This is a genomic window from Bradyrhizobium sp. Unk1 (assembly GCF_059512345.1).
In genome coordinates, this window is sequence record NZ_JCAMOP010000025.1 from 1 (window position 1) to 19,462 (window position 19,462).

Here is a 19,462-nt window from a genome sequence, read left to right on the forward strand (position 1 = left end):
GGGCAAGGCGGCCGTGGAGGCGCGACCCTAACGGATTACGCCGGGTTCTGGTTTCAAATGGGTCGGGGCGGACGTGCCACTACGGAACGCCCGCCCCTAGAGCCGCAGGGTTGCCTTCGGCAAGGCCGGCGGCGGTGGCCGTCGAAGCCATGACGTGAGCGCAGAGCTTTTCGAGCGCGCGGCACCTGCGCGAAGCTAACGCAGCGGGCCAGAGCGCCTCGTCGGGGAGTGGCCCTCTCTTAGGAACGACCGGCCAGTTGCAAGGTTTTCCCGAGCCCCCACAAGGGGCGAACCCGTCGTGACTGGCCTCAGCGCACTTGTCCGGCAACAGCGCGCTGGGGCCGTTTCGCCGGTCACCCGATCACGCACTCGTATTCGCTCACTTTAGGCAGATTGCGACTGACCGAGGCCAAGGTGAATAATCCAAACAACAACCCCAATTGCGACAGTGACAAGTGCCGCTACTCCCGAGGCGAGGTCAGGACCTACCCCGGCACCCATCCACCGCTGACCCTGTGCGCAACCTGCTGGGCTCATGAAAGCGCGCGTAGGAGATACAAGACTGGCCTGCGAGTGCTGACTTGGGCACAGGGCGACAGACCTATCAGCGCTCTGTCCTCACATAGGGACTGAACTCAGACGTCGGCTGCAAATCCGGAGCGGCATTCAAGGAGAGTGATGCTTCACCTCGCGGGTGCCGGGGTCCTGTGTGCGAATTTCCAAAGACGCTGCAGATAACAATCGAAACGGCGACGAGGATCAAAAGGTCACGGACCATGTTGTCCTCCCTTTCGCTGATCAATGGGGGAATAAGCCCAACGTTCCTCGACGAGCCGTTCGCGGTCGGCCGGTGATGGCAAACGTGCCGCACGACCACCAGTTCATGTACCGCACCTTGCCCTAGTCAATCACGCTGACGCTTATAAAACTCGTGCCCGTCCGGCATTGTTGAACCTTTGCAGGACTCTCGTGACCTACGTCCGTGGGGTGGGAAACGGAGCTTTCCTATGACGAAGCATCGTACGATCACCGGATTGGTAGCTGTTGTTCTCGTTGCTGCCGCCACGACCGCAGCAATAGTCAGGCCCTCTGCCAACCGAGCCGTAGCGGGGACGAACTCGATGTTGATCGGGGAGCTAACAGCCGCTGCAGGCCAGCTCCCGACTAGTGAATTCGATGACCAATCGGTGATTTTCTCGACTAAGCGCTAGGGGGATATGCAGTCTGCAGTCGCGGTTCCGTCATCGGTCCGGCCGAGCAAGCACCAACACTGAGGGAAACTCAGAAAGAAATGATCAGCCTGATCGCCAAGACGGTCGTAAATGCGCCAAGGGCGATGACAGCAATTTTGAGATGAAGATCATTGTCCAAGCCCATTTGCCTCTACTCACACAGCGCCGACAGCCCCTCGCCAATGGAGACCGGAAAACCCGGCGGCCCTTGGAGGAGACCGCCGGGCTGATCCGCCGATCACACCGCTGACAGGCTGAATAAATGGCGCTGGCGCGTCTGTGCGAATCCCGACAGATCGCCTCGTTTAGTCGGACGTGTGGCCGACAAGCCACGTCCTCTAGCGTGCAAGAATTCCTTCGCTGGATTTTACTGCGATCTCACCGGCGTAATCGTACATTGTCCACACGATTCAGACGTCCGCTGCGCACTGCATGCGGCATGTCATCACCGAGGTCGGCAAGATCGCGAAGGTGGCGCTCGATGGCGACGGCTAAGAAGGGCATCCTGACCAAAGACGCCGTCCCTCGTGTGCTGCAATCGGCATCTGCGCGGCAATCCAGAGCGCAGAACCTGGTTGTCGCTACCTGCTCCGACGACGAGGGCGACCGCGACGTCCGCGGGCCGCGGAGAACTGAAGTGCGTCTATCTGAACACTGGCGAATTTACCGACAGAAAGCGCAATTCGGGATCTTCTTCTTCGGAAGGGGTATCGAGCAAGACTCGCCCGGCAACAGGGGCGCCGCAGCCAGCAGGACTAGATCAAGAAATTTCCGGCTAACAACTTTCTGACCGACGGGTGGGGGAGGGGAAAAGTTACGGAAAAGCGTGCTTGTGCTTGTGATTTGACAAAGATGAGTGCTGGTCGGCGAGCGTCATCCAGAAGTTCGACCACGGATTTTTGGCCGAGGGTAGGGGGAGGGAAAAAGTCTCGCCAAGAAGCATGCTTATGTGACTGAGCCGCGCACCTCCTTCAAGTGACGTTCAACGACGACAAATCGAAAGAATGGGACGCGCTATTCTGGCGCTGCGAACACGTAAGAATTGCTACAATTTGAAGGAGCAAATCACGAGGTTCACTCTTTCGGCACAGCTTGCCATCATTGTGGCAGTGCCGGGCGGCCTCGCAATTAGCGAGGAGAGTGATGCTTTCGGGTGACGCGAAAGTTCCCGCCGTGAATTTCCAGGTCGTGCGGACGACGCAGCGCAGCGATGATCCGCTATGATCGCGCGCCCCTGGACCGGATGTCATTGATCGCCGCAATCAGCGACAGATCTTCGAGCGGCTTGAGGAGATAGGCATCGGCACCTGCGGTCATGCAGAGTTCGCGCATGTCGTCTTCCGAATGCGCCGTGATGATGATGGTCGGGATCTGAATTCCCGATCGGTTCAGGTGGCGTTGAAGCTCGAGGCCGTTCATCTCGGGCATCTGGAGGTCGAGGATCAAGCATTCGGGCCACGAGCCCGTCGGCTCTTCCGGCAGCGCGTTGAGGAAGTCCCTGGCGGACTCATACGTCCTGGTGTCGATGGCTCGTGTCCGCAGCAATCGCGACAGTGCCTTGAGCACCGACGGATCGTCGTCGACGATAGCTGTCCACCGGGGAGGTTGTACCATGCGATGACTATCGGCGCTACAACGGGGCGTTGTCGAGTTGGCCCTAGGGCCAACAGCCCATCCTCACGCCTCGTTGCCGGTAATTCCGGCCCTCTCTGCGAATCGCACGAGGTCTGCGACGGAGCGGACGCCAAGCTTGGCCATGACCCGGCCGCGATGAACCTTGACTGTTTTCTCGACGGTCCCCAGATCGCTCGCGATCTGCTTGTTGAGACGGCCGGCGACGACATGCTGCATCACTTCGCGCTCGCGTGGCGTGAGCATGGCAAGCCTGGTGCTGAACGAGCTCCGGCCTGCCTCGGTAGCGCGAATTTCGCCATCTTTCCGCTCGGCCTGTGCAACGGCCGTCAACAGGTCAGCATCGTTCACTGGCTTGGTCAAGAAATCGAGCGCGCCGGCCCGCATGGCCCGCACGGTGGTCGGGATATCGCCTCTGCCGGTGAGGAAAATAACCGGGCGGCAGGAGCCGCTCGCACTGAGCGTTTGTTGCAGTGCGAGACCGTCAAGGTCCGGCATCGCGACGTCCAGGATGGCGCAACCGGGGATCGAGGCGTCGTGATTCGAGAGGAATGCGCCCGGCGAAGCGAACGATTGAACACGATACCCGCGCACCCGCAGCAGCCGGGCGATCGCCTTCAACACGCTCTCGTCGTCATCGACCAGAAAGATTGTAAATTCTCGGTCTGTCATTGAGCTGCCATGAGCATTGGCCGAGCGGGCAGGGTGATCTTTGCCGTTGCGCCGCCAGCTTCATTGTTCTGCAGATTGATCGTGCCGCCGTGCTTCCGGATGATACTGGAGCAGATCGTCAGGCCGAGGCCAAGGCCATGGTCCTTGGTCGTGTAGAACGGCGTAAAAAGTTGCTTGCCGTCGACATTGCTGATGCCGCATCCGCTGTCGCTCACCAACAGTTCGACGGCACCGTTTGGAGCGTCCCTGGTACGGACCCGGATGCGTCTTTGGCTGGCGGGCGTCGAGACCATCGCATCCATGGAATTGATGATGAGATTGAGAAGGACCTGCTGCAGTTGCACGGAGTCACCGAGCACTATCGGTCTGCTCGTTGCCAGGTCCATCTCTATCGTCACGCGCCGGCTGATCATTTCGCTGCGAAGCAGCGCCTTGGCTGAATCGACCATCTCATTGAGATCGATAAGTTCGGAACGCGTCTGGTCTTTCTTGAGTAGCCCCCGCAAACGCCGAACGACATTGCCTGCGCGACTGTCGTCCTTGACGATGTCCTGGAGCGCGTCGCGCACTTCCGCCAGATTCGGCTCGTCCTGTTCGAGGAGGTAGATCGCTGCCTGCGCGTTTGACAATATTGCGGTCAGCGGCTGATTGACCTCGTGGGCAATCGCGCCCGAAAGCTCGCCGAGCGTCGAGACACGCATCAAATGCGTGATTTCCTGGCGCTGCAGGTCCGCTTCGCATTCGGCTGCCTTCTGGTCGGTGATATCGACGAAGATGCCACTGAGTTGATCCGGAGATCCGTTGCTGTCGAGAGGAGCACGCGCGCGAATCCTGAACCAGCGGATCTGGCCGTCGGGACGAATGATGCGGATGTCGGTCACGGTCGCATGTCCCCGCAATATACCCCGCAATGTCCCGACTGCGACGCGCCGATCCTCGGGGTGCACCGCCGTGACAAACGTTTCGCGCGTGAGGGAAGTGTCGCCGGCGAGGCCGAACATTGTCCGGCAATGCTCGGTCGCCCACAACTCGTCCGTCGAACGGTCGAACTGCCACAAGCCGATATTGGCGGAAGCGGCGGTGAAGGTCATACGGTCCTCGCTCTCTCTGAGCGAGAGTTCGGCTTGCCTTCTCCGCCGCCGTTGGATGAGGAGGGCGGCCACGCCGGCCATCTGCAGTGCGATGACAAGTGCCACCGCCGTAATCAGATAGCGGTGCTCCTCCCAGAGGCTTGGCTCTTTGAACAGGACAATGGTGTCGGCCGGCAGGTTGCTCTGTTTCAGGCCCCACCGCGTCGTCGCGCGCGCGTCCACGCGAAAGGCCTGCGCCGGATTAAGTCTTGGAGGGAGCGAGGCCGGATCGCTGCCTCCTTCGATGGCAAGCACCAGGTCGGCAGCGGCGGCCCCGTGCGATTCGAATGTCTCGACAAACCCGCCCACGACCCCGGTGCCCGTATAGGTGTCGTATGGTCCATAGACCGGAGCGGCGGAAACGCGGGCAATGTCCTTGGCCACTTCCTTGGGAGTAAAAGGCTTGCCGGCCCCGTCGATCAGGAATGTTAGAAAGATCACGATTGCATCGCTTGGAATGCGCGAGACCTCGGTCATGAGCGCATCATGGGAAAGTCCAAACAGATAAGTCGTTTCGAATTGTCGCGGATGCTGTGCGATCGTGCGACGACCCACTTCCTGCCAAGCACGATCTTCGAGCGCAGACGCGCCGGAGATGACGAACAGCCGCTTGGCCGAAGGCTGGAGCCTCTCCGCCAATTCGAGCGTTCGTTCGAAATTCAGCTCGAAAAAAACTCCGGTAACGTTCGAAGGCGGATTTAAGTTAGCGTAGGTGGCGGGTGAAACCCCAGCGAACACCACCGGAATCTGCAGCGCCACGATGTCGGGGTGCTTCAGGATGAACTGCAATGCCGCACTGCCGAGGACGATGACCGCTCTGGGTGGTCTCGCCGCGTATTTCTCGCGCACGAAGGCGGCCATGCGCATCTCGTGCGCGGGGTCCGTGACGCGAAAGAGATCAAGGAATTCGGCGTCGATTGCGAATTCCTGGCCGCCAGCTTCTCTCAGCCGTGCTTCTATGCCGCTTATGGCCTGGCTCGCCGCGGGAAGCGTGTAGTTAAATGCGCTCAATATAAGGATGCGCCGCTCCGCATTGTCCGCGCGCGATTGTAGGACCGACAAGAAGAGCGCAATAACTGTAACTATCAGCAAAAGAGCGCCGGGCGGAGAACCGCCGCGGTTCGATCTGGCAGTTGGCCTTTCAAGTCGATCCACGCTTTTCACGAATTGCGACCCGGCTCCTGGTATAAAACGTAAGCTAAAACCTGTGGTCGATCTATGCCGAGTCCGGTGGTCTGGAATGCTTGGAGAGTCGGTCCGCGCTCTTACCGGGAGGGCTTACCTCTGTGGTGGGCGCCATTAGTTCGAATGGACTATGCACTTTGTGCCACCCATGGAGAGGGAGAGATAAATTTCCTAAATCGAAGGCCGATTTGGCGCCGGCATTCTGACTGGCTTGAGGCTTTGTGAGATGCCGCGCCGTCGGTCTCAAATCTGAGACTGCGGGAACCGTTAGTCTTTTGTCCCGCACCGCGGCACTTGGTCGCGACCACAGCAAGATGCTGGGACTTCTGGCGAACGGCAAAGCGTATCAGTTCGTCGAGGGCTATCAGCGCCTTCGCGATGCTCCTGCGCAGCGTGATGGACCAAGGTCCAACTAGGCCGAGGCCCTGGCTGCACTCTAACCTTCTTCTCTTCAACGTCGGTTGACAGGCGAGCCGTATGCGACCAGGCGAAATTGCGCGATGTCGTTTCCGCTCTCGAAGTTGAGTCTCGGGTCGCACATGACGCGCAGTTCGACGCCTGACCGGTCGTCGCTCGCGCGTAATACTATTGATCGCACCGGCTCGCGTGTCCGAAGAGCGCCCACCGACCCCCGTTGGGCCGCGTTGCTCGTTCCGTTCGCCTTGTCGTGGTCATGCCCCGCCGCCGCGCAGTCGCCCGAAAGCCAGGATCGTTCCGGCCTTGATTTTTTCCGGCCGCCGCCGAACTTGTTTCAACTCGAATACGAGTACCGCACGGCTCCAGGCAACACCCTGGATGTGACGACGCAGACGTTGAACCTGCGCTATGACCACGCCTTCTACCTGACTCCCACATGGACGGTGGTGACGCGGACGGATTTGCCGTTGCTCGGCCGGAATACGATCAATGCGAGCAATCCCAGCGGCAACTACATCTACGGTCTCGGAGATGCCGATATCCAGGCGGCCGTCATTCATGATCTCGACAAGCGCTGGGCGGTCGGTTTCGGTGCCCGTCTGATCACCCCGACCGGCGAGGATCCGTTGGGGTCTGGCAAGTGGCGCATCATGCCGATCGTCGGCTTTCGTGTCGCGCTGCCGGAAATCAGCAAGTCGAGCTATTTCGAGCCGATCTTCCGATATGACGTGAGTGTTGCCGGAGATCCGACGAGACGGAATGTCAGCAATCTGCAGTTCGGTCCGGCCCTGAACATCGGTTTGCCGGATCGCTGGTTCGTCACATTCTACCCCAGCCAGGACATCAGGATAAATTTCGGCGATCCGGTCGCCGGACAGACCGGCCGCCTGTTTCTTCCCCTGGATGTGCGCGCGGGAAAGAAGTTGTCCGACAACGTCGCGGCATCGCTCGAGATCGGCGTTCCCATCATCAAGGATTATCCGGTCTATAATTTCAAAAGCCAGTTTCGTCTCAACATCACCTGGTAGCGTGTCCTGGAGGTCGCGAGCCGAGGCTGCGCCGTGCGAGGGGCAGGGGCGATGAAGCAGTTCTTGAAGACCACGATCATCGGCGGTGCGCTGTTCCTGCTGCCGGTCGCGCTCGTATTGGTGATCCTCGGGCATGCGATGCGCATCGCGGTCAAGGCCGCGCTGCCCGTGTCCCATTTGCTGCACTTCGACGAGGTCGGAAAAATCGCCGGCGTCGGTATCGTGACGGTGCTCGCGGTGGTGCTTCTCGTGCTGGTATCCTTCCTGGCTGGCGTCGTGGCGCGGACAAGGGTGGGCGCAAACGCCAGCGCGTGGTTCGAGAATTCGTTTCTCGGTGGCATGCCGCAATACCAGATGGTCAAGAGCATGGCCCAGGGCCTGGCTCAGGCCGAAAGCGCCAGCGACGAGTTCAAGCCGGTGCTCGTCCGCGCCGAGGGAGGCTGGCAGATCGGATACCTGCTGGAATCGTTGGACCACAACTGGATGGTCGTCTTCGTGCCGCAGGCACCGACGCCCTTGGCCGGCAATGTCCGGTACTATCCGGCCGAGCTCGTGAGGCCGCTCGACATCACCATGCTGCAGGCGAGGGCGATCGTAAAGAACATCGGGATCGGTTCGGCGGCCGCGCTTCAGGGGCAGGATCTGCGTCGCCTGCCGGCCTGATCGAGTGGCGGCGAGTTCCCGCCGGGCCTCCAATTCAGTTTTCGCGGAAGTTCGCACTGCGCGCACGAAACATGATGGACCAAGGTCCAACTAGGCCAATGCTTGCCGCGCTTTAAATTTCGTCCTCTCTGGCCGGCCGTCATTAGACGAACTGCTGCTGGGCGCTTTTAAAGTACGGAGCATCCGACGTGAATCTTGCGCAGGCACCGGTCGCGAACGTCAGTGAAAGCAGCCCACCAAACTCGATCTTCATCCCCGGTGGAACCTTTCGGATGGGGTCGGATCGGCATTATCCGGAAGAAGCGCCGTCCCACATGGTGTGCGTCGACGGATTCTGGATCGACCGCACGCCGGTGACGAACCGGCAATTCAAGGAGTTCGTGCGCGCCACCGGCCATGTCACCTTCGCAGAGGTTGCGCCGGATCCGAAGGACTATCCGGATGCCTTGCCGGGTATGATCTATGCGGGGTCGCTCACTTTCACGCCGCCGGACCATCCTGTCGATCTTCGTGACTTCAGCCAATGGTGGACGCTGCTCAAGGGCGCGAACTGGCGGCATCCCTATGGCCGGAAGAGCAACATCAAGTCGCTCGACGATCATCCCGTCGTCCACGTTGCCTATTCCGACGCGCTCGCCTATGCCCGATGGGCCGGCAAGGATTTGCCGACGGAAGCCGAGTGGGAGTTCGCCGCGCGCGGAGGCCTCGATGGCGCCAAATATGCCTGGGGTGACGAGCTCGTTCCGGGTGGCGTCCATCAGACCAATATTTGGCAAGGTCATTTCCCGTTCGAGAACCGGCGTGAGGACGGTTACGAGCGCACCTCGCCCGTGATGACCTATCCGCCGAACGGCTACGGCGTGTTCGACATGATCGGAAATGTCTGGGAGTGGACCAGCGACTGGTGGGCTCCGAAGCACCAGGCCGACGCCAAGAAGGCCTGCTGCATTCCGCAGAATCCGCGCGGCGGCGCCGAACATGACAGCCACGATCCGTCGCTGCCGCTCAGCCGGATCCCGCGCAAGGTGATCAAGGGCGGTTCGCATCTCTGCGCGCCGAACTATTGCCGCCGCTATCGACCGGCCGCGCGCCATGCCGAACCGATCGACACGTCGACCAGCCACCTCGGATTTCGTTGCGTGACACGACCAGGGAGATAGTGATGACTGACAAGAAGACGACGGAAGACTTCAGCCGCCGCAAACTGCTCGCGGCCTCCAGCTCGCTTGCCACCATCGCCGCTTTCTCGGCGATGGCACCCGTCCAGACTGCGCAAGCGCAGGCGACTACCCCGCAGCCGTCATCCTCTGCCGGCGGAGCAAAGCCGAACATCATCCTGATCTTGTCGGATGACTTTGGCTATGGTGACTCCGGCCCCTACGGCGGTGGCGAAAATCGCGGCATGCCGACGCCGAGCATCGATCGCATGGCGGCCGAAGGCATGCAATTCATGTCCTTCTATGCCCAGCCGAGCTGCACCCCCGGACGCGCCGCAGTGCAGACTGGCCGAATTCCAAACCGCAGCGGCATGACCACTGTGGCATTCCAGGGGCAGGGCGGAGGGTTGCCGGCCGCGGAATGGACGCTCGCGTCGGTTCTGAAGACCGGCGGCTACAAGACATTTTTCACCGGCAAATGGCATCTCGGCGAGGACGATTACGCCATACCGAACGCCCAGGGCTATGACGAGATGAGGTATGCGGGCCTTTATCATCTCAATGCCTATACCTACGCCGACCCGACGTGGTTTCCCGACATGGACCCCGAACTCAGAGCGATGTTCACGAAGGTCACCAAGGGCGCGTTGTCCGGAAACGCAGGGGAGAAGGCGAAGGAGGACTTCAAGATCAACGGACAGTACGTCAACACGCCGGACAAGGGCGTGGTCGGCATCCCATTCTTCGACGATTATGTCGAGAAGGCCTCGCTCGACTATCTGGATCGCAACAAGTCGTCGGGCCCGTTCTTCATGAGCATCAATTTCATGAAGGTGCATCAGCCCAACATGCCGGCGCCCGAATTCCAGGGCAAGTCGATGTCCAAGAGCAAGTACGCCGATTCGGTCGTGGAGAACGACACGCGTATCGGCCGTATCATGGACAAGGTGCGGTCGCTCGGGCTCGACAAGAATACTTATGTGTTCTGGACGACGGACAACGGCGCCTGGCAGGACGTCTATCCGGATGCCGGCTACACGCCGTTCCGCGGCACCAAGGGCACCGTTCGCGAAGGCGGCAACCGCGTCCCGTCCCTCGCATGGGGGCCAGGCATCAAGGCCGGTTCGAAGAATTCCGATATCGTCGGCGGCCTCGATTACATGGCGACTTTCGCAAAGCTCGCCGGTGTGAAGCTGCCGGAGAACGACCGCGAAGGTAAGCCCATCATCTTCGACAGCATCGACATCTCCCCGATCCTGTTCGGAACCGGCAAGTCCGAGCGCAAGAGCTGGTTCTATTTCACCGAGTCTGAGCTCACGCCGGGCGCAGCGCGCGTCGGCAATTACAAGGCGGTGTTCAATCTGCGCGGCGACAACGGAGCAAAAACCGGCGGCCTCGCGGTTGACAGCAATCTCGGCTGGAAGGGGCCGGAGTCCTATGTGGCGACCGTACCCCAGGTCTTTGACCTCTGGCAGGACCCGCAGGAGCGCTACGACGTCTTCATGAACAACTACACGGAGCACACCTGGTCCCTGGTCTCGATCAATGCCGCGATCAAGGAGCTGATGCAGACCTACGTGAAGTATCCTCCGCGGAAGATTCAGAGCGAGACCTACGCGGGTCCGATCACGATTCAACAGTACGAGCGCTTCCAGTTCTTCAGGGAAGCCCTCGCAAAGGACGGCTTTGCTATAGGTCTGCCCAACGGCAACTAAGGTCAATCGACGGAACGGCCCCGTATCGCGGGGCTGTTGCGCCGTGGTGCACCGTTGAATTGGAGGGCGGAAGCCTGTGAAAGGAAGCTTTGTTGACCGTCGCACGATCCTGGCGGGTCTGCTGCTATCGGCGGCCACCCTGTCGGCTTCGGGGCGTCCGGCGCGCGCGCAGGGTGATCCTCTTCCATCCTGGAACGACGGCCAAGCCAAGAAGTCGATCCTTGACTTCGTCTCGGCGGTGACAAAGGAAGGCGCGCCGGATTTCGTGCCGGCGCCGGAGCGCATCGCGACATTCGACAATGACGGCACGCTCTGGTGCGAGCAGCCGATGTATGTGCAGCTTGCGTTTGCGCTGGACCGGGTGAAGGCGCTCGCCGGCAAACATCCGGAATGGAAGCAGAAGCAGCCGTTCAGGGCTGTTCTGGACAACGACATTACCGCGCTCGCCAAGGGTGGCGAGAAGGGCCTGGTCGAGCTCGTCATGGCGACCCATGCCGGCATGACCACGGCCGAGTTCGAGCAGATCGCCGGCGACTGGATCAAGACGGCGCGTCATCCGAAGTTCAACCGGCCCTACACCGATCTGGTCTACCAGCCGATGCGGGAGCTGCTCGCCTATCTCAGGGCGAGCGGCTTCAAGACCTTCATCGTCTCGGGCGGCGGCATCGAATTCATGCGTCCCTGGAGCGTGCGCGTCTACGGCATCCCGCCCGAGCAGGTCGTGGGGTCGAGCATCAAGACCCAGTTCAAGGTCGACAAGGATGGACCGGTGCTGATCCGTCTGCCCACCATCGATCTCGTGGACGATGGTCCCGGCAAACCTGTCGGTATCAATTCTCATATTGGCCGCCGCCCGGTCGCGGCGTTCGGGAACTCCGACGGCGACTTCCAGATGCTGCAATGGACGACGGGCGCGCGCGGCAAGCGTTTCGGCCTGATCGTGCATCACACGGATGCCGAGCGCGAATTCGCCTACGACCGCAAGTCGCCGTTCGGCAAGCTCGACAAGGGCCTCGACGCAGCGAGCGCCAACGGCTGGACCATTGTCAGCATGAAGGATGACTGGAAGAGCGTGTTCAGTTTTTGAGAACGCTGTGAGGCCGTGCACAGCAACGCGGTCAGCGTCAAAGAGCTATCGAGGAGCAGCAATGACCAAGAAGACTCGACCGCTTTCCATCGCACTGAGCACCACGGCTCTCGTCATGAGCCTGCAACTCCCGATCGCACACGCCCAGACGGATTTGCGCGCAAAGGGGCAAGCGGTGCTGCCTTACGCAGAACCCCGCTTCAGAGGCAATGTCGGAACAACCTTCAAGGACTCTGATCCGGCTGCCTTCCCGAAGGGTGTGCAGGCGCCGCAAGGCGCTCCGAACGTTCTGCTAGTGCTGCTCGATGACGTCGGCTTCGGTCAATTCTCGGTTGCCGGGGGCGGCGTGCCGTCTCCCAACATGGAAAAACTCGCCAACGACGGGTTGTTCTACGATCGCTTCCACACGACCGCGTTATGCTCACCCTCGCGCGCAGCTTTGCTGACCGGGCGCAACCATCAGGTCGCGGGCACCGGCATCATCACCGAGCTCGCGACAGGCTATGACGGCTATACCGGCATCATTCCCAAGAGCACGGCGACTGTCGCAGAGATTTTGAAACAGAATGGATACGCGACCGCGTGGATAGGTAAGAACCACAACACGCCGGTCTATGAAACCAGCTTGTTAGGTCCCTTCGACCATTGGCCGAACGGGTTGGGCTTCGAATACTTTTATGGTTTCATGGCTGGCGACACCAACCAGATCAGGCCGTTCATCTTCGAGAACCAGACGCCGGTCGGCACGCCGAGCCAGCAGGACTATTACCTCAGCACGGATTTGGCCAACAAATCGATCGAGTGGCTCAGGAAGGCCGAAGCCATCTCGCCGAGCAAGCCCTGGTTTATGTATCTGGCGCCGGCCGCGACCCACAGCCCGCATCAGGCTCCGAAAGAGCTGGTCGCGAAGTTCAAGGGCCAGTACGACATGGGCTGGGATGAATATCGCAAACAGACTTTTGAGCGGCAGAAAAAGCTCGGCATCGTGCCGCAGGATGCAGTGCTTACGCCACGGCCCCAAAGCCTTCCTGCATGGGACAGCTTGAACGCCGACCAGAAAAAACTCTACGCACGAATGATGGAGACGTTCGCGGCCTATGGCTACCAAGTCGACCAGGAGGTGGGCCGGGTTCTCGACTACGTCGCCTCGCGTCCCGATGCCGACAACACCTTGATCATCTACATCGTCGGCGACAATGGCTCATCGGCCGAAGGCGGGCTCGACGGCACGCTGAACGAGACCGCGTTCTTCAACGCCTATCAGATGACCTACAAGGACATGTTGCCGTACATCGACGAGATCGGCACCGAGAAGCACTTCAACCATTTCCCGGCTGAATGGGCCTGGGCAATGGACACGCCGTTCCAGTGGACCAAGCAGGTTGCCAGCCATCTCGGCGGCACGCGCAATCCGATGATCATCAAATGGCCCGCCAAGATCAAGGATCATCACGCGGTGCGGACGCAGTTCACCCACATCATCGATATCGCACCGACGATCCTCGCGGCCGCCGGTGTCGACGAGCCACGCAGCGTCAACGGCACGCCGCAGGAGCCGATCCAGGGCCGCAGCATCATCAGCACCTTTGGCGATGCCAAGGCGCCGGAGATGCGGACGAGCCAGTATTTCGAGATGTTCGGCAACCGCGGCATGTACAAGGACGGCTGGTGGGCGGCATCGCTGGCGTTCGAACCCTGGCAGGCCGAACGTGGCGAGTTCGACCCGCTCAAGGCCAAATGGGAGCTCTACAACCTCGACAAGGATTTCAGCCAGGCGAACAACATCGCCGACAAGAATCCCGAGAAGCTCCAGGAAATGGTCGCGCTGTGGTGGGCGGAAGCCTCCGCCAACAAGGTGCTGCCGCTGGATTGGCGCGGCGCCGAGCGCTTCAGCGCCGAGCTCACCGGCAAGCCCAACCTCGCCGGCGATCGCAAGAAGTTCGTCTATCCCGGTAATTTCAGTGGGCTTCCCGAAGCGTCAGCACCTGACCTCAAGAACAAGTCGTTCACGGTGTCAGCCAAAGTCGACATCAAGGACGGCACTAACGGCGTGATCTTCACGCAGGGCGGCAACACCGGCGGCTGGGGCTTCTACATGAAAGACGGCAAGCTCGCCGCCGCTCATAACTACATCGACTTGAAGTCCTACACGGTCACGAGCAGCCAGACCGTGCCGGCCGGAAAGCACGAGCTCAAGATGGCCTTCAGCTACGAGGGCGGCAAGGAGATGGGTAAGAGCGGCACCATCACGCTCTCCGTCGATGGCAAGGCGGTGGGCTCGGGCAAGGTCGATCAGACCTCGCCGTTCAAATATTCGCTGTCGGAAAACCAGGACATCGGAACGGACACCGGCACGGCGGTCGTCAGGGATTATCAGGAGCCGTTCACGTTCCAGGGCAGGATCGACGAGGTTGTGGTCGAGCTGGAGAAATAGGAACGCGTGGAGAGACCTCCCGATTGATTGTCGCGCGCATGCAGATCAGACACCATTGAAGACCATTCGCGATGAGGCAACGAGAAGAGTATGAACCGGCGAGAATTCTTCATTCCAACGGCGGCCGGTGCGCTTGCATCCGCTTATGCAGTCTCCGTGCTCGGGGCCGCTCCAGCATCCGCTCAGGACGGCCAAAACCCTCTCGGCGGCCAGCCGCCGCCGGGATCGACCTGCTCGATCAAGGACTTCGACTACCAGATCAAATACCAGCGCGCTTTCGAGGCGGTGCTTTGGAACATGCCGGCGATTGCGATCTATTCCTTCCGTCGGGCTGCATTCGCCGATCTCGGCATGAAGGACAACGACATCATCGCTTATTCGGCGACGGCGACGCCTAAGCTGGAAGCGATCACGGCGAACAGCACGACGCCCTACATCAGTGCCTTTACGGACCTTCGCAAGGGGCCGGTCGTGCTCGAGCTGCCCGTCGCCGGCCCCGACGGCAGCCTTTACGGGCAGGTCGTCGATGCCTGGCAATTCACCATCGCCGATGTCGGCCCCACCGGTCTCGACAAAGGCGAGGGGGGCAAGATGCTTTTCACGTCGCCGGACTTCAAGGACACTGTGCCCGCCGGCTACATCCATGTGCCTTCGCCGAATTACCGCGTCGCCTTCGCATTCCGCTCGGTGCCTGCCCCGGGCAAGACGACGGCGGACGCATATCAATACGCCAGGCGCCTGCGGATGTATTATCTCTCGGAGGCATCCAATCCGCCGCAACAGAAATTCGTCGACCCCGCAAACCAGCGCTATCCGACTTTGCCGTTCTACGATGAACGGCATTTCGAGGATATGCATGCCATCATGAGCGTCGAGCCCGTCCGCGAGCACGACAAGGTCATGATGGGGATGATCAAGTCGCTCGGGATCGAAAGAGGCAAACCGTTTGCGCCTGACGACACGACAAAACGTGCGATGCGGCAGGCCGCGATCGACGCGTGGTATTACCTGCAATGGTGGTACGACAATTTTCCGGCCAACAAGCTCTATTGGCCGGATCGGCACTACGCGTCGCTGTTGCAGCCCGACGAGCATCGGACCTTTACTTTCACCTATGACGACCGGATCGACCTGATCGAGCGCGCCGCCGAGTATTTCTGGTGCACCTACATGCCGAAGGTCCTGACCGACAGTCCAGGCACGCAATACTTCATGGCGTTGGCTGACAAGGACGGAAAGTTGCTGGAAGCCGGCAAGACGTACAAGATCGACGTGCCGAAGGATATGCCGGTGAGGCAATTTTGGGCCCTGACTGTTTATGACCGTGCGACCTGCTCCTTCATCTACAGCAACTCGAACCGCACGACGCTGTCGTCCTATGACCTCGACAAGATGAAGAAGAACGCCGATGGCGGCGTGACGATCTACGTCGGACCGAAGGCGCCGGACAGGCTCGAGCAGAACTGGATTCCGACAGCAGGCAAACGGCCTTTGCCAGCAATGCGATGTTACGGACCGACAGAGACGTTGAACAACAAGACTTTCAAGCTGGGGGACTTCGAGCTGGTTGGCTGATCTCGGAGACGGGTGCAGCGGCATCCCTTTGTCGCCAGAGACGCAGTGAGTGTTTTTGTCTGGGAAGCGAGGACGTGTGATGAAGCGATCTCTTTCGAACGTACGCGGGCTCATGCTCGGTGTCGCCTTGACCCTTGGGATCGGCGTGACGGCTGCGTTCGCGCAGGCGCCTGCAACCCAGCCGCCAACGCAGGATCAGGCCGCTGCGCCGACCCCAGCGCCGGCCGCGGCCAAGTTCCCGGACGGACAGATAGAGCAACTGGTGGCGCCGATCGCGCTCTATCCGGATGCGCTGTTGTCGCAGATCCTGATGGCGTCGACCTATCCGCTGGAGGTCGTGGAGGCCGCGCGCTGGTCGCAGGACAACAAGAGTGTCACCGGCAAGGCGCTCGAGGACGCCATGCAGAAGCAGTCCTGGGATCCCAGCGTCAAGGCACTGACGTCGGTGCCGCAAGTGCTGCAGATGATGAACGACAAGCTTGAGTGGGTGCAGCAGCTGGGCGACGGCTTCCTTGCCCAGGAGCAGGATGTGATGAGTGCTGTGCAGAAGCTGCGCCAGCGCGCCGATGCCGCAGGCAATCTCAAGTCGACGCCCCAGCAGAAGGTGACGAAGAGCGCGCCTCCGGCCGGCGGGTCGGCGCCAGCGGGCATGGCGCAGGCGATCTCGATCGATCCGGTCGATCCCGACCAGTACCACGTTCCTGTCTATGATCCCGCCGCTGTGTATGGTGCGTGGGACTATCCCGACTACCAGCCGTTCTACTGGTATCCGCCGGGCTATGTCGCTGCGGGCGTGATCGGCTTCACCGCTGCCGTCGCTGTCGGTGCTGCGATCTGGGGCGGCTGCAACTGGTGGAACCGCAACGTCTTCGTCAACGTCAACCGTTACAACCAGTTCAACCGCACCAACATCAGAACCAACGCCTGGGCGCATAATCCGGTCCATCGCGGCGGCGTGGCCTATCGCGATGCCGGCGTGGCGCGGCGCTTCGGCAGCGGCAACACGCCGGGCGCGCGCGAAGCCTTGCGCAATCGCACCGGCGGTCCCGGCGGCAAGTTCTCGAACGCCGGCGCAGACCGGGCCAGGACGGCGGTCTCGCAACGCACCGGCAATCGCGGCGCCAGCGTGTCCCGCCGCACCAGCAGCAGAAGCATCACGCGCGCCCGCACCGGCGCCGGCAACCGTGCCGTGATCTCGCATCGAAGCGTGACGCACTCGCGAGCCAGCGGCCGCGTTGGTGGCGGCCGGCCGGCCGCGATGCGCGGCGGCGGCATGCGGGCCGGCGGTGCCGCCTTCCATCGCGGCGGCGGTGGCGGCTTCCGGGGCGGCGGTTTCCATGGAGGGGGCCGGGGTGGCGGTTTTCACGGTGGCAGTCGCCGGCGTTGATCAGGGCCTGGGCTCGCACATGTGCGCTCGCAATAGGGGCGCCGGCATTCGCGGGTCCAGGTCGCTCCGGGATTGCGGAGTGTGCGTAATCGGGATTTCTTCGATGAGGATCATTCAGGCAAGTTTCAAATGATTGGGCTGGATCAAATGATGTTTTCCTCGTTAGACGTGAGTCCCCGCCGTCTTGCGGCGTCCTTGATCGCAGTCGTCACCGCCGTCGTCGCGACAGGTGAGGCGGCACAGGCCGGCCCTCAGGTCCTGGCGCTGCCCTTCCTGAAGACGTGGCAGGGCGACCTCGACGGCATGCTGAAGAGAAAGCTCGTGCGCATCTTGGTGGCGACGGACAGGACATCGTTCTTCATCGACAAGGGCGAGACGCTCGGCTTCGAGGCCGAGCTCGGTGCCGAGTTCGAGAATTGGCTGATTAAGCGCTACGGGAAGAAGAAGGAACGGATCTATGTCGGCTTCGTCCCCACGCCGCGCGACCGGCTGCTGAGCGACCTTGCCGCCGGAAAGGGCGACATCGCCGCCGGCATGCTCACGGTCACACCGGAACGGAGCAGGCTGGTGGACTTCGCCGATCCCTGGGCAACGGGGATCCGCGAGGTGCTCGTGACCGGATCGGCCGCGCCGAGCGTCGGTGCGCTGAACGACCTCGGCGGCACGACGATTTCGGTGCGGGAATCGAGCAGCTATTTCGAGCACCTGGCTGCGCTCAACGCGGACCGCAAGGCCAAGGGGCTGGAGCCTGTCATCGTCCAACCGGCCGACAAGAACCTCGCGGACGAGGACTTGCTGGAGATGGTCAGTACCGGCCTGTTGCCCTGGGCCGTCGTCGACCGCTTCAAGGCGCAGGCATGGGCGGGCCTCCTGAACGGGCTGACGGTGCGCGACGATATCGCGATCAACGAGGGCGGCGACATCGCCTGGGCGATCCGCAAGGACAGTCCGGGATTGAAGAAGGAGCTGTCGGAATTCGTCAGCACCCACAAGATCGGGACCGAGTTCGGCAACGACCTGCGTGCACGCTATTTCAAGACGGCGAAGCCGTTGAAGAACGCCCTCGCGCACAATGAGGCGGAGAAGTTCAAGGCGTTGCGCACCTCGTTCCAGAAGTACGGCGTGCAATATTCGCTCGATCCCGTGCTGCTCGCTGCTCAGGGCTATCAGGAGTCCGAGCTCGACCAAGCCTGCCACAATGCCTCCGGCGCAACGGGCATCATGCAGATCAAGCCCAGCACCGCGAAGGAGAAGCCGATCGAGATCACCGGCGTCGCGGCGAGCGCCGATACCAACATCCAGGCCGGCTCGAAGTACCTGCGGTATCTCGCGGACACCTATGTCGACACATCGGTCACCGATCCGCGCGAGCGCGTGTTCATGGCTCTGGCGGCTTACAATGCAGGACCCGGCAATCTCAAGCGTTTCCGCGACTACGCCAGCAAGCACGGCTTCGACTCCACCATCTGGTTCGGCAACGTCGAGAATGGCGCGGCCGCGATCGTCGGGCAGGAGACGGTCCAGTACGTCGGCAAGATCTACAAATATTACATTTCCTACGAAACGCTCCGCACCCCGGGTCCAGCCAGCGCGACGGCCGATCCATCGCAGAAATAATACTGCGTTGTGCCTCACTGCGACGAACTCGATCAAGAAAAGGAGACAAACCATGAGACTCAAATCACTTGCGGGCAGGACCAAGCTCGGCCTCGGCGCTCTCGCTATCTCGATTGCTTCTGCCCAGGCTCAGGTCCCACTCTCGACCTATATGGACTCGAAAGGATTCATCGACGTTCAGGCCCTGACCTGCGCCCAGCTCGCCAACACCTATCAGGAAGACGCCGATTATCTCGCTGCATGGTACAGCGGCTGGTACAATGGCTTGGCGCAGAAGCATTTTGCTCATGTCACGCGAGCGAAGTCGGGTGAGCATCAGGCGATCGTCTATTGCAAGGCGCACGCTGAGCTCAAGGTCATCCAGGCCATCGACGTGCTTTTCAAGAACGAGAAGTGATTGGTGATGCACTGATAATGGTCGGTGCAGGGAGACATGAGAGTCTGGCTGCATCGTGCACTCATGGAGGCAAGGCAAGCGACGTGTAATTCGAGCGTCATCTGCCGCTCCGGCGGCGTTGACGGGGCGCGTAC

General features: G+C 61.1%; 13 protein-coding genes. 10 read left to right on the forward strand and 3 right to left on the reverse strand.

The window, feature by feature from the left end:
* Positions 1-2,450: 2,450 nt before the first annotated feature.
* From AC5ZFO_RS28450 to AC5ZFO_RS28460, 3 genes are all read right to left on the reverse strand, one after another.
* A complete protein-coding gene (locus AC5ZFO_RS28450; RefSeq protein ID WP_496122853.1) occupies positions 2,451-2,846 on the reverse strand; it encodes a response regulator in 396 nt (131 codons plus the stop codon).
* 63 nt (positions 2,847-2,909) lie between these two features.
* Positions 2,910-3,536, reverse strand: a complete 627-nt coding sequence (locus AC5ZFO_RS28455; protein WP_496122854.1) for a response regulator transcription factor — start codon at positions 3,534-3,536, stop codon at positions 2,910-2,912.
* Positions 3,533-5,677: a sensor histidine kinase gene (locus AC5ZFO_RS28460; RefSeq protein WP_496122855.1), complete on the reverse strand. Its 2,145-nt coding sequence runs from the start codon at positions 5,675-5,677 to the stop codon at positions 3,533-3,535. Before AC5ZFO_RS28460 ends, AC5ZFO_RS28455 begins: the two co-directional genes overlap by 4 nt.
* Before the next feature lie 920 nt (positions 5,678-6,597).
* Here AC5ZFO_RS28460 and AC5ZFO_RS28465 point away from each other — a divergent pair.
* The 10 genes from AC5ZFO_RS28465 to AC5ZFO_RS28510 all read left to right on the forward strand — a co-directional run bounded on the left by AC5ZFO_RS28465 (position 6,598) and on the right by AC5ZFO_RS28510 (position 19,328).
* Positions 6,598-7,296 (forward strand): transporter, encoded by a 699-nt coding sequence (locus AC5ZFO_RS28465; protein ID WP_496122856.1) that lies wholly within the window; start codon positions 6,598-6,600, stop codon positions 7,294-7,296.
* Positions 7,297-7,359: 63 nt separating this feature from the next.
* Positions 7,360-7,959, forward strand: a complete 600-nt coding sequence (locus AC5ZFO_RS28470) for a DUF502 domain-containing protein (RefSeq protein ID WP_496122857.1) — start codon at positions 7,360-7,362, stop codon at positions 7,957-7,959.
* Positions 7,960-8,147: 188 nt separating this feature from the next.
* On the forward strand, positions 8,148-9,119 hold the full coding sequence (locus AC5ZFO_RS28475; protein WP_496122858.1) for a formylglycine-generating enzyme family protein: 972 nt from the start codon (positions 8,148-8,150) through the stop codon (positions 9,117-9,119).
* Positions 9,120-9,121: 2 nt separating this feature from the next.
* Positions 9,122-10,831: an arylsulfatase gene (locus AC5ZFO_RS28480; RefSeq protein ID WP_496122859.1), complete on the forward strand. Its 1,710-nt coding sequence runs from the start codon at positions 9,122-9,124 to the stop codon at positions 10,829-10,831.
* A gap of 106 nt (positions 10,832-10,937) precedes the next feature.
* The gene (locus AC5ZFO_RS28485; protein ID WP_496122887.1) at positions 10,938-11,918 is read left to right on the forward strand and encodes an HAD family hydrolase; all 981 of its coding nucleotides are present in this window, start codon (positions 10,938-10,940) and stop codon (positions 11,916-11,918) included.
* A 61-nt stretch (positions 11,919-11,979) separates the two neighbouring features.
* Positions 11,980-14,352, forward strand: a complete 2,373-nt coding sequence (locus AC5ZFO_RS28490; protein WP_496122860.1) for a sulfatase-like hydrolase/transferase — start codon at positions 11,980-11,982, stop codon at positions 14,350-14,352.
* 90 nt (positions 14,353-14,442) lie between these two features.
* Positions 14,443-15,927: a DUF1254 domain-containing protein gene (locus AC5ZFO_RS28495; protein WP_496122861.1), complete on the forward strand. Its 1,485-nt coding sequence runs from the start codon at positions 14,443-14,445 to the stop codon at positions 15,925-15,927.
* A gap of 79 nt (positions 15,928-16,006) precedes the next feature.
* Positions 16,007-17,314, forward strand: a complete 1,308-nt coding sequence (locus tag AC5ZFO_RS28500; protein WP_496122862.1) for a DUF3300 domain-containing protein — start codon at positions 16,007-16,009, stop codon at positions 17,312-17,314.
* A gap of 150 nt (positions 17,315-17,464) precedes the next feature.
* Complete coding sequence (locus AC5ZFO_RS28505; protein WP_496122863.1) at positions 17,465-18,931, forward strand: MltF family protein; 1,467 nt, start codon at positions 17,465-17,467, stop codon at positions 18,929-18,931.
* 52 nt (positions 18,932-18,983) lie between these two features.
* Positions 18,984-19,328: an HdeA/HdeB family chaperone gene (locus AC5ZFO_RS28510; protein WP_496122864.1), complete on the forward strand. Its 345-nt coding sequence runs from the start codon at positions 18,984-18,986 to the stop codon at positions 19,326-19,328.
* Positions 19,329-19,462 lie beyond the last annotated feature (134 nt).

What these genes read in the sequence shown, in the direction of transcription:
- AC5ZFO_RS28500 (WP_496122862.1), top strand. Translation starts at nt 16,007, where the DNA reads ATGAAGCGATCTCTTTCGAACGTACGCGGGCTCATGCTCGGTGTCGCC.
- AC5ZFO_RS28490 (WP_496122860.1), top strand. Translation starts at nt 11,980, where the DNA reads ATGACCAAGAAGACTCGACCGCTTTCCATCGCACTGAGCACCACGGCT.
- AC5ZFO_RS28505 (WP_496122863.1), top strand. Translation starts at nt 17,465, where the DNA reads ATGTTTTCCTCGTTAGACGTGAGTCCCCGCCGTCTTGCGGCGTCCTTG.
- AC5ZFO_RS28510 (WP_496122864.1), top strand. Translation starts at nt 18,984, where the DNA reads ATGAGACTCAAATCACTTGCGGGCAGGACCAAGCTCGGCCTCGGCGCT.
- AC5ZFO_RS28455 (WP_496122854.1), bottom strand. Translation starts at nt 3,536, where the DNA reads ATGACAGACCGAGAATTTACAATCTTTCTGGTCGATGACGACGAGAGC.
- AC5ZFO_RS28450 (WP_496122853.1), bottom strand. Translation starts at nt 2,846, where the DNA reads ATGGTACAACCTCCCCGGTGGACAGCTATCGTCGACGACGATCCGTCG.
- AC5ZFO_RS28495 (WP_496122861.1), top strand. Translation starts at nt 14,443, where the DNA reads ATGAACCGGCGAGAATTCTTCATTCCAACGGCGGCCGGTGCGCTTGCA.
- AC5ZFO_RS28480 (WP_496122859.1), top strand. Translation starts at nt 9,122, where the DNA reads ATGACTGACAAGAAGACGACGGAAGACTTCAGCCGCCGCAAACTGCTC.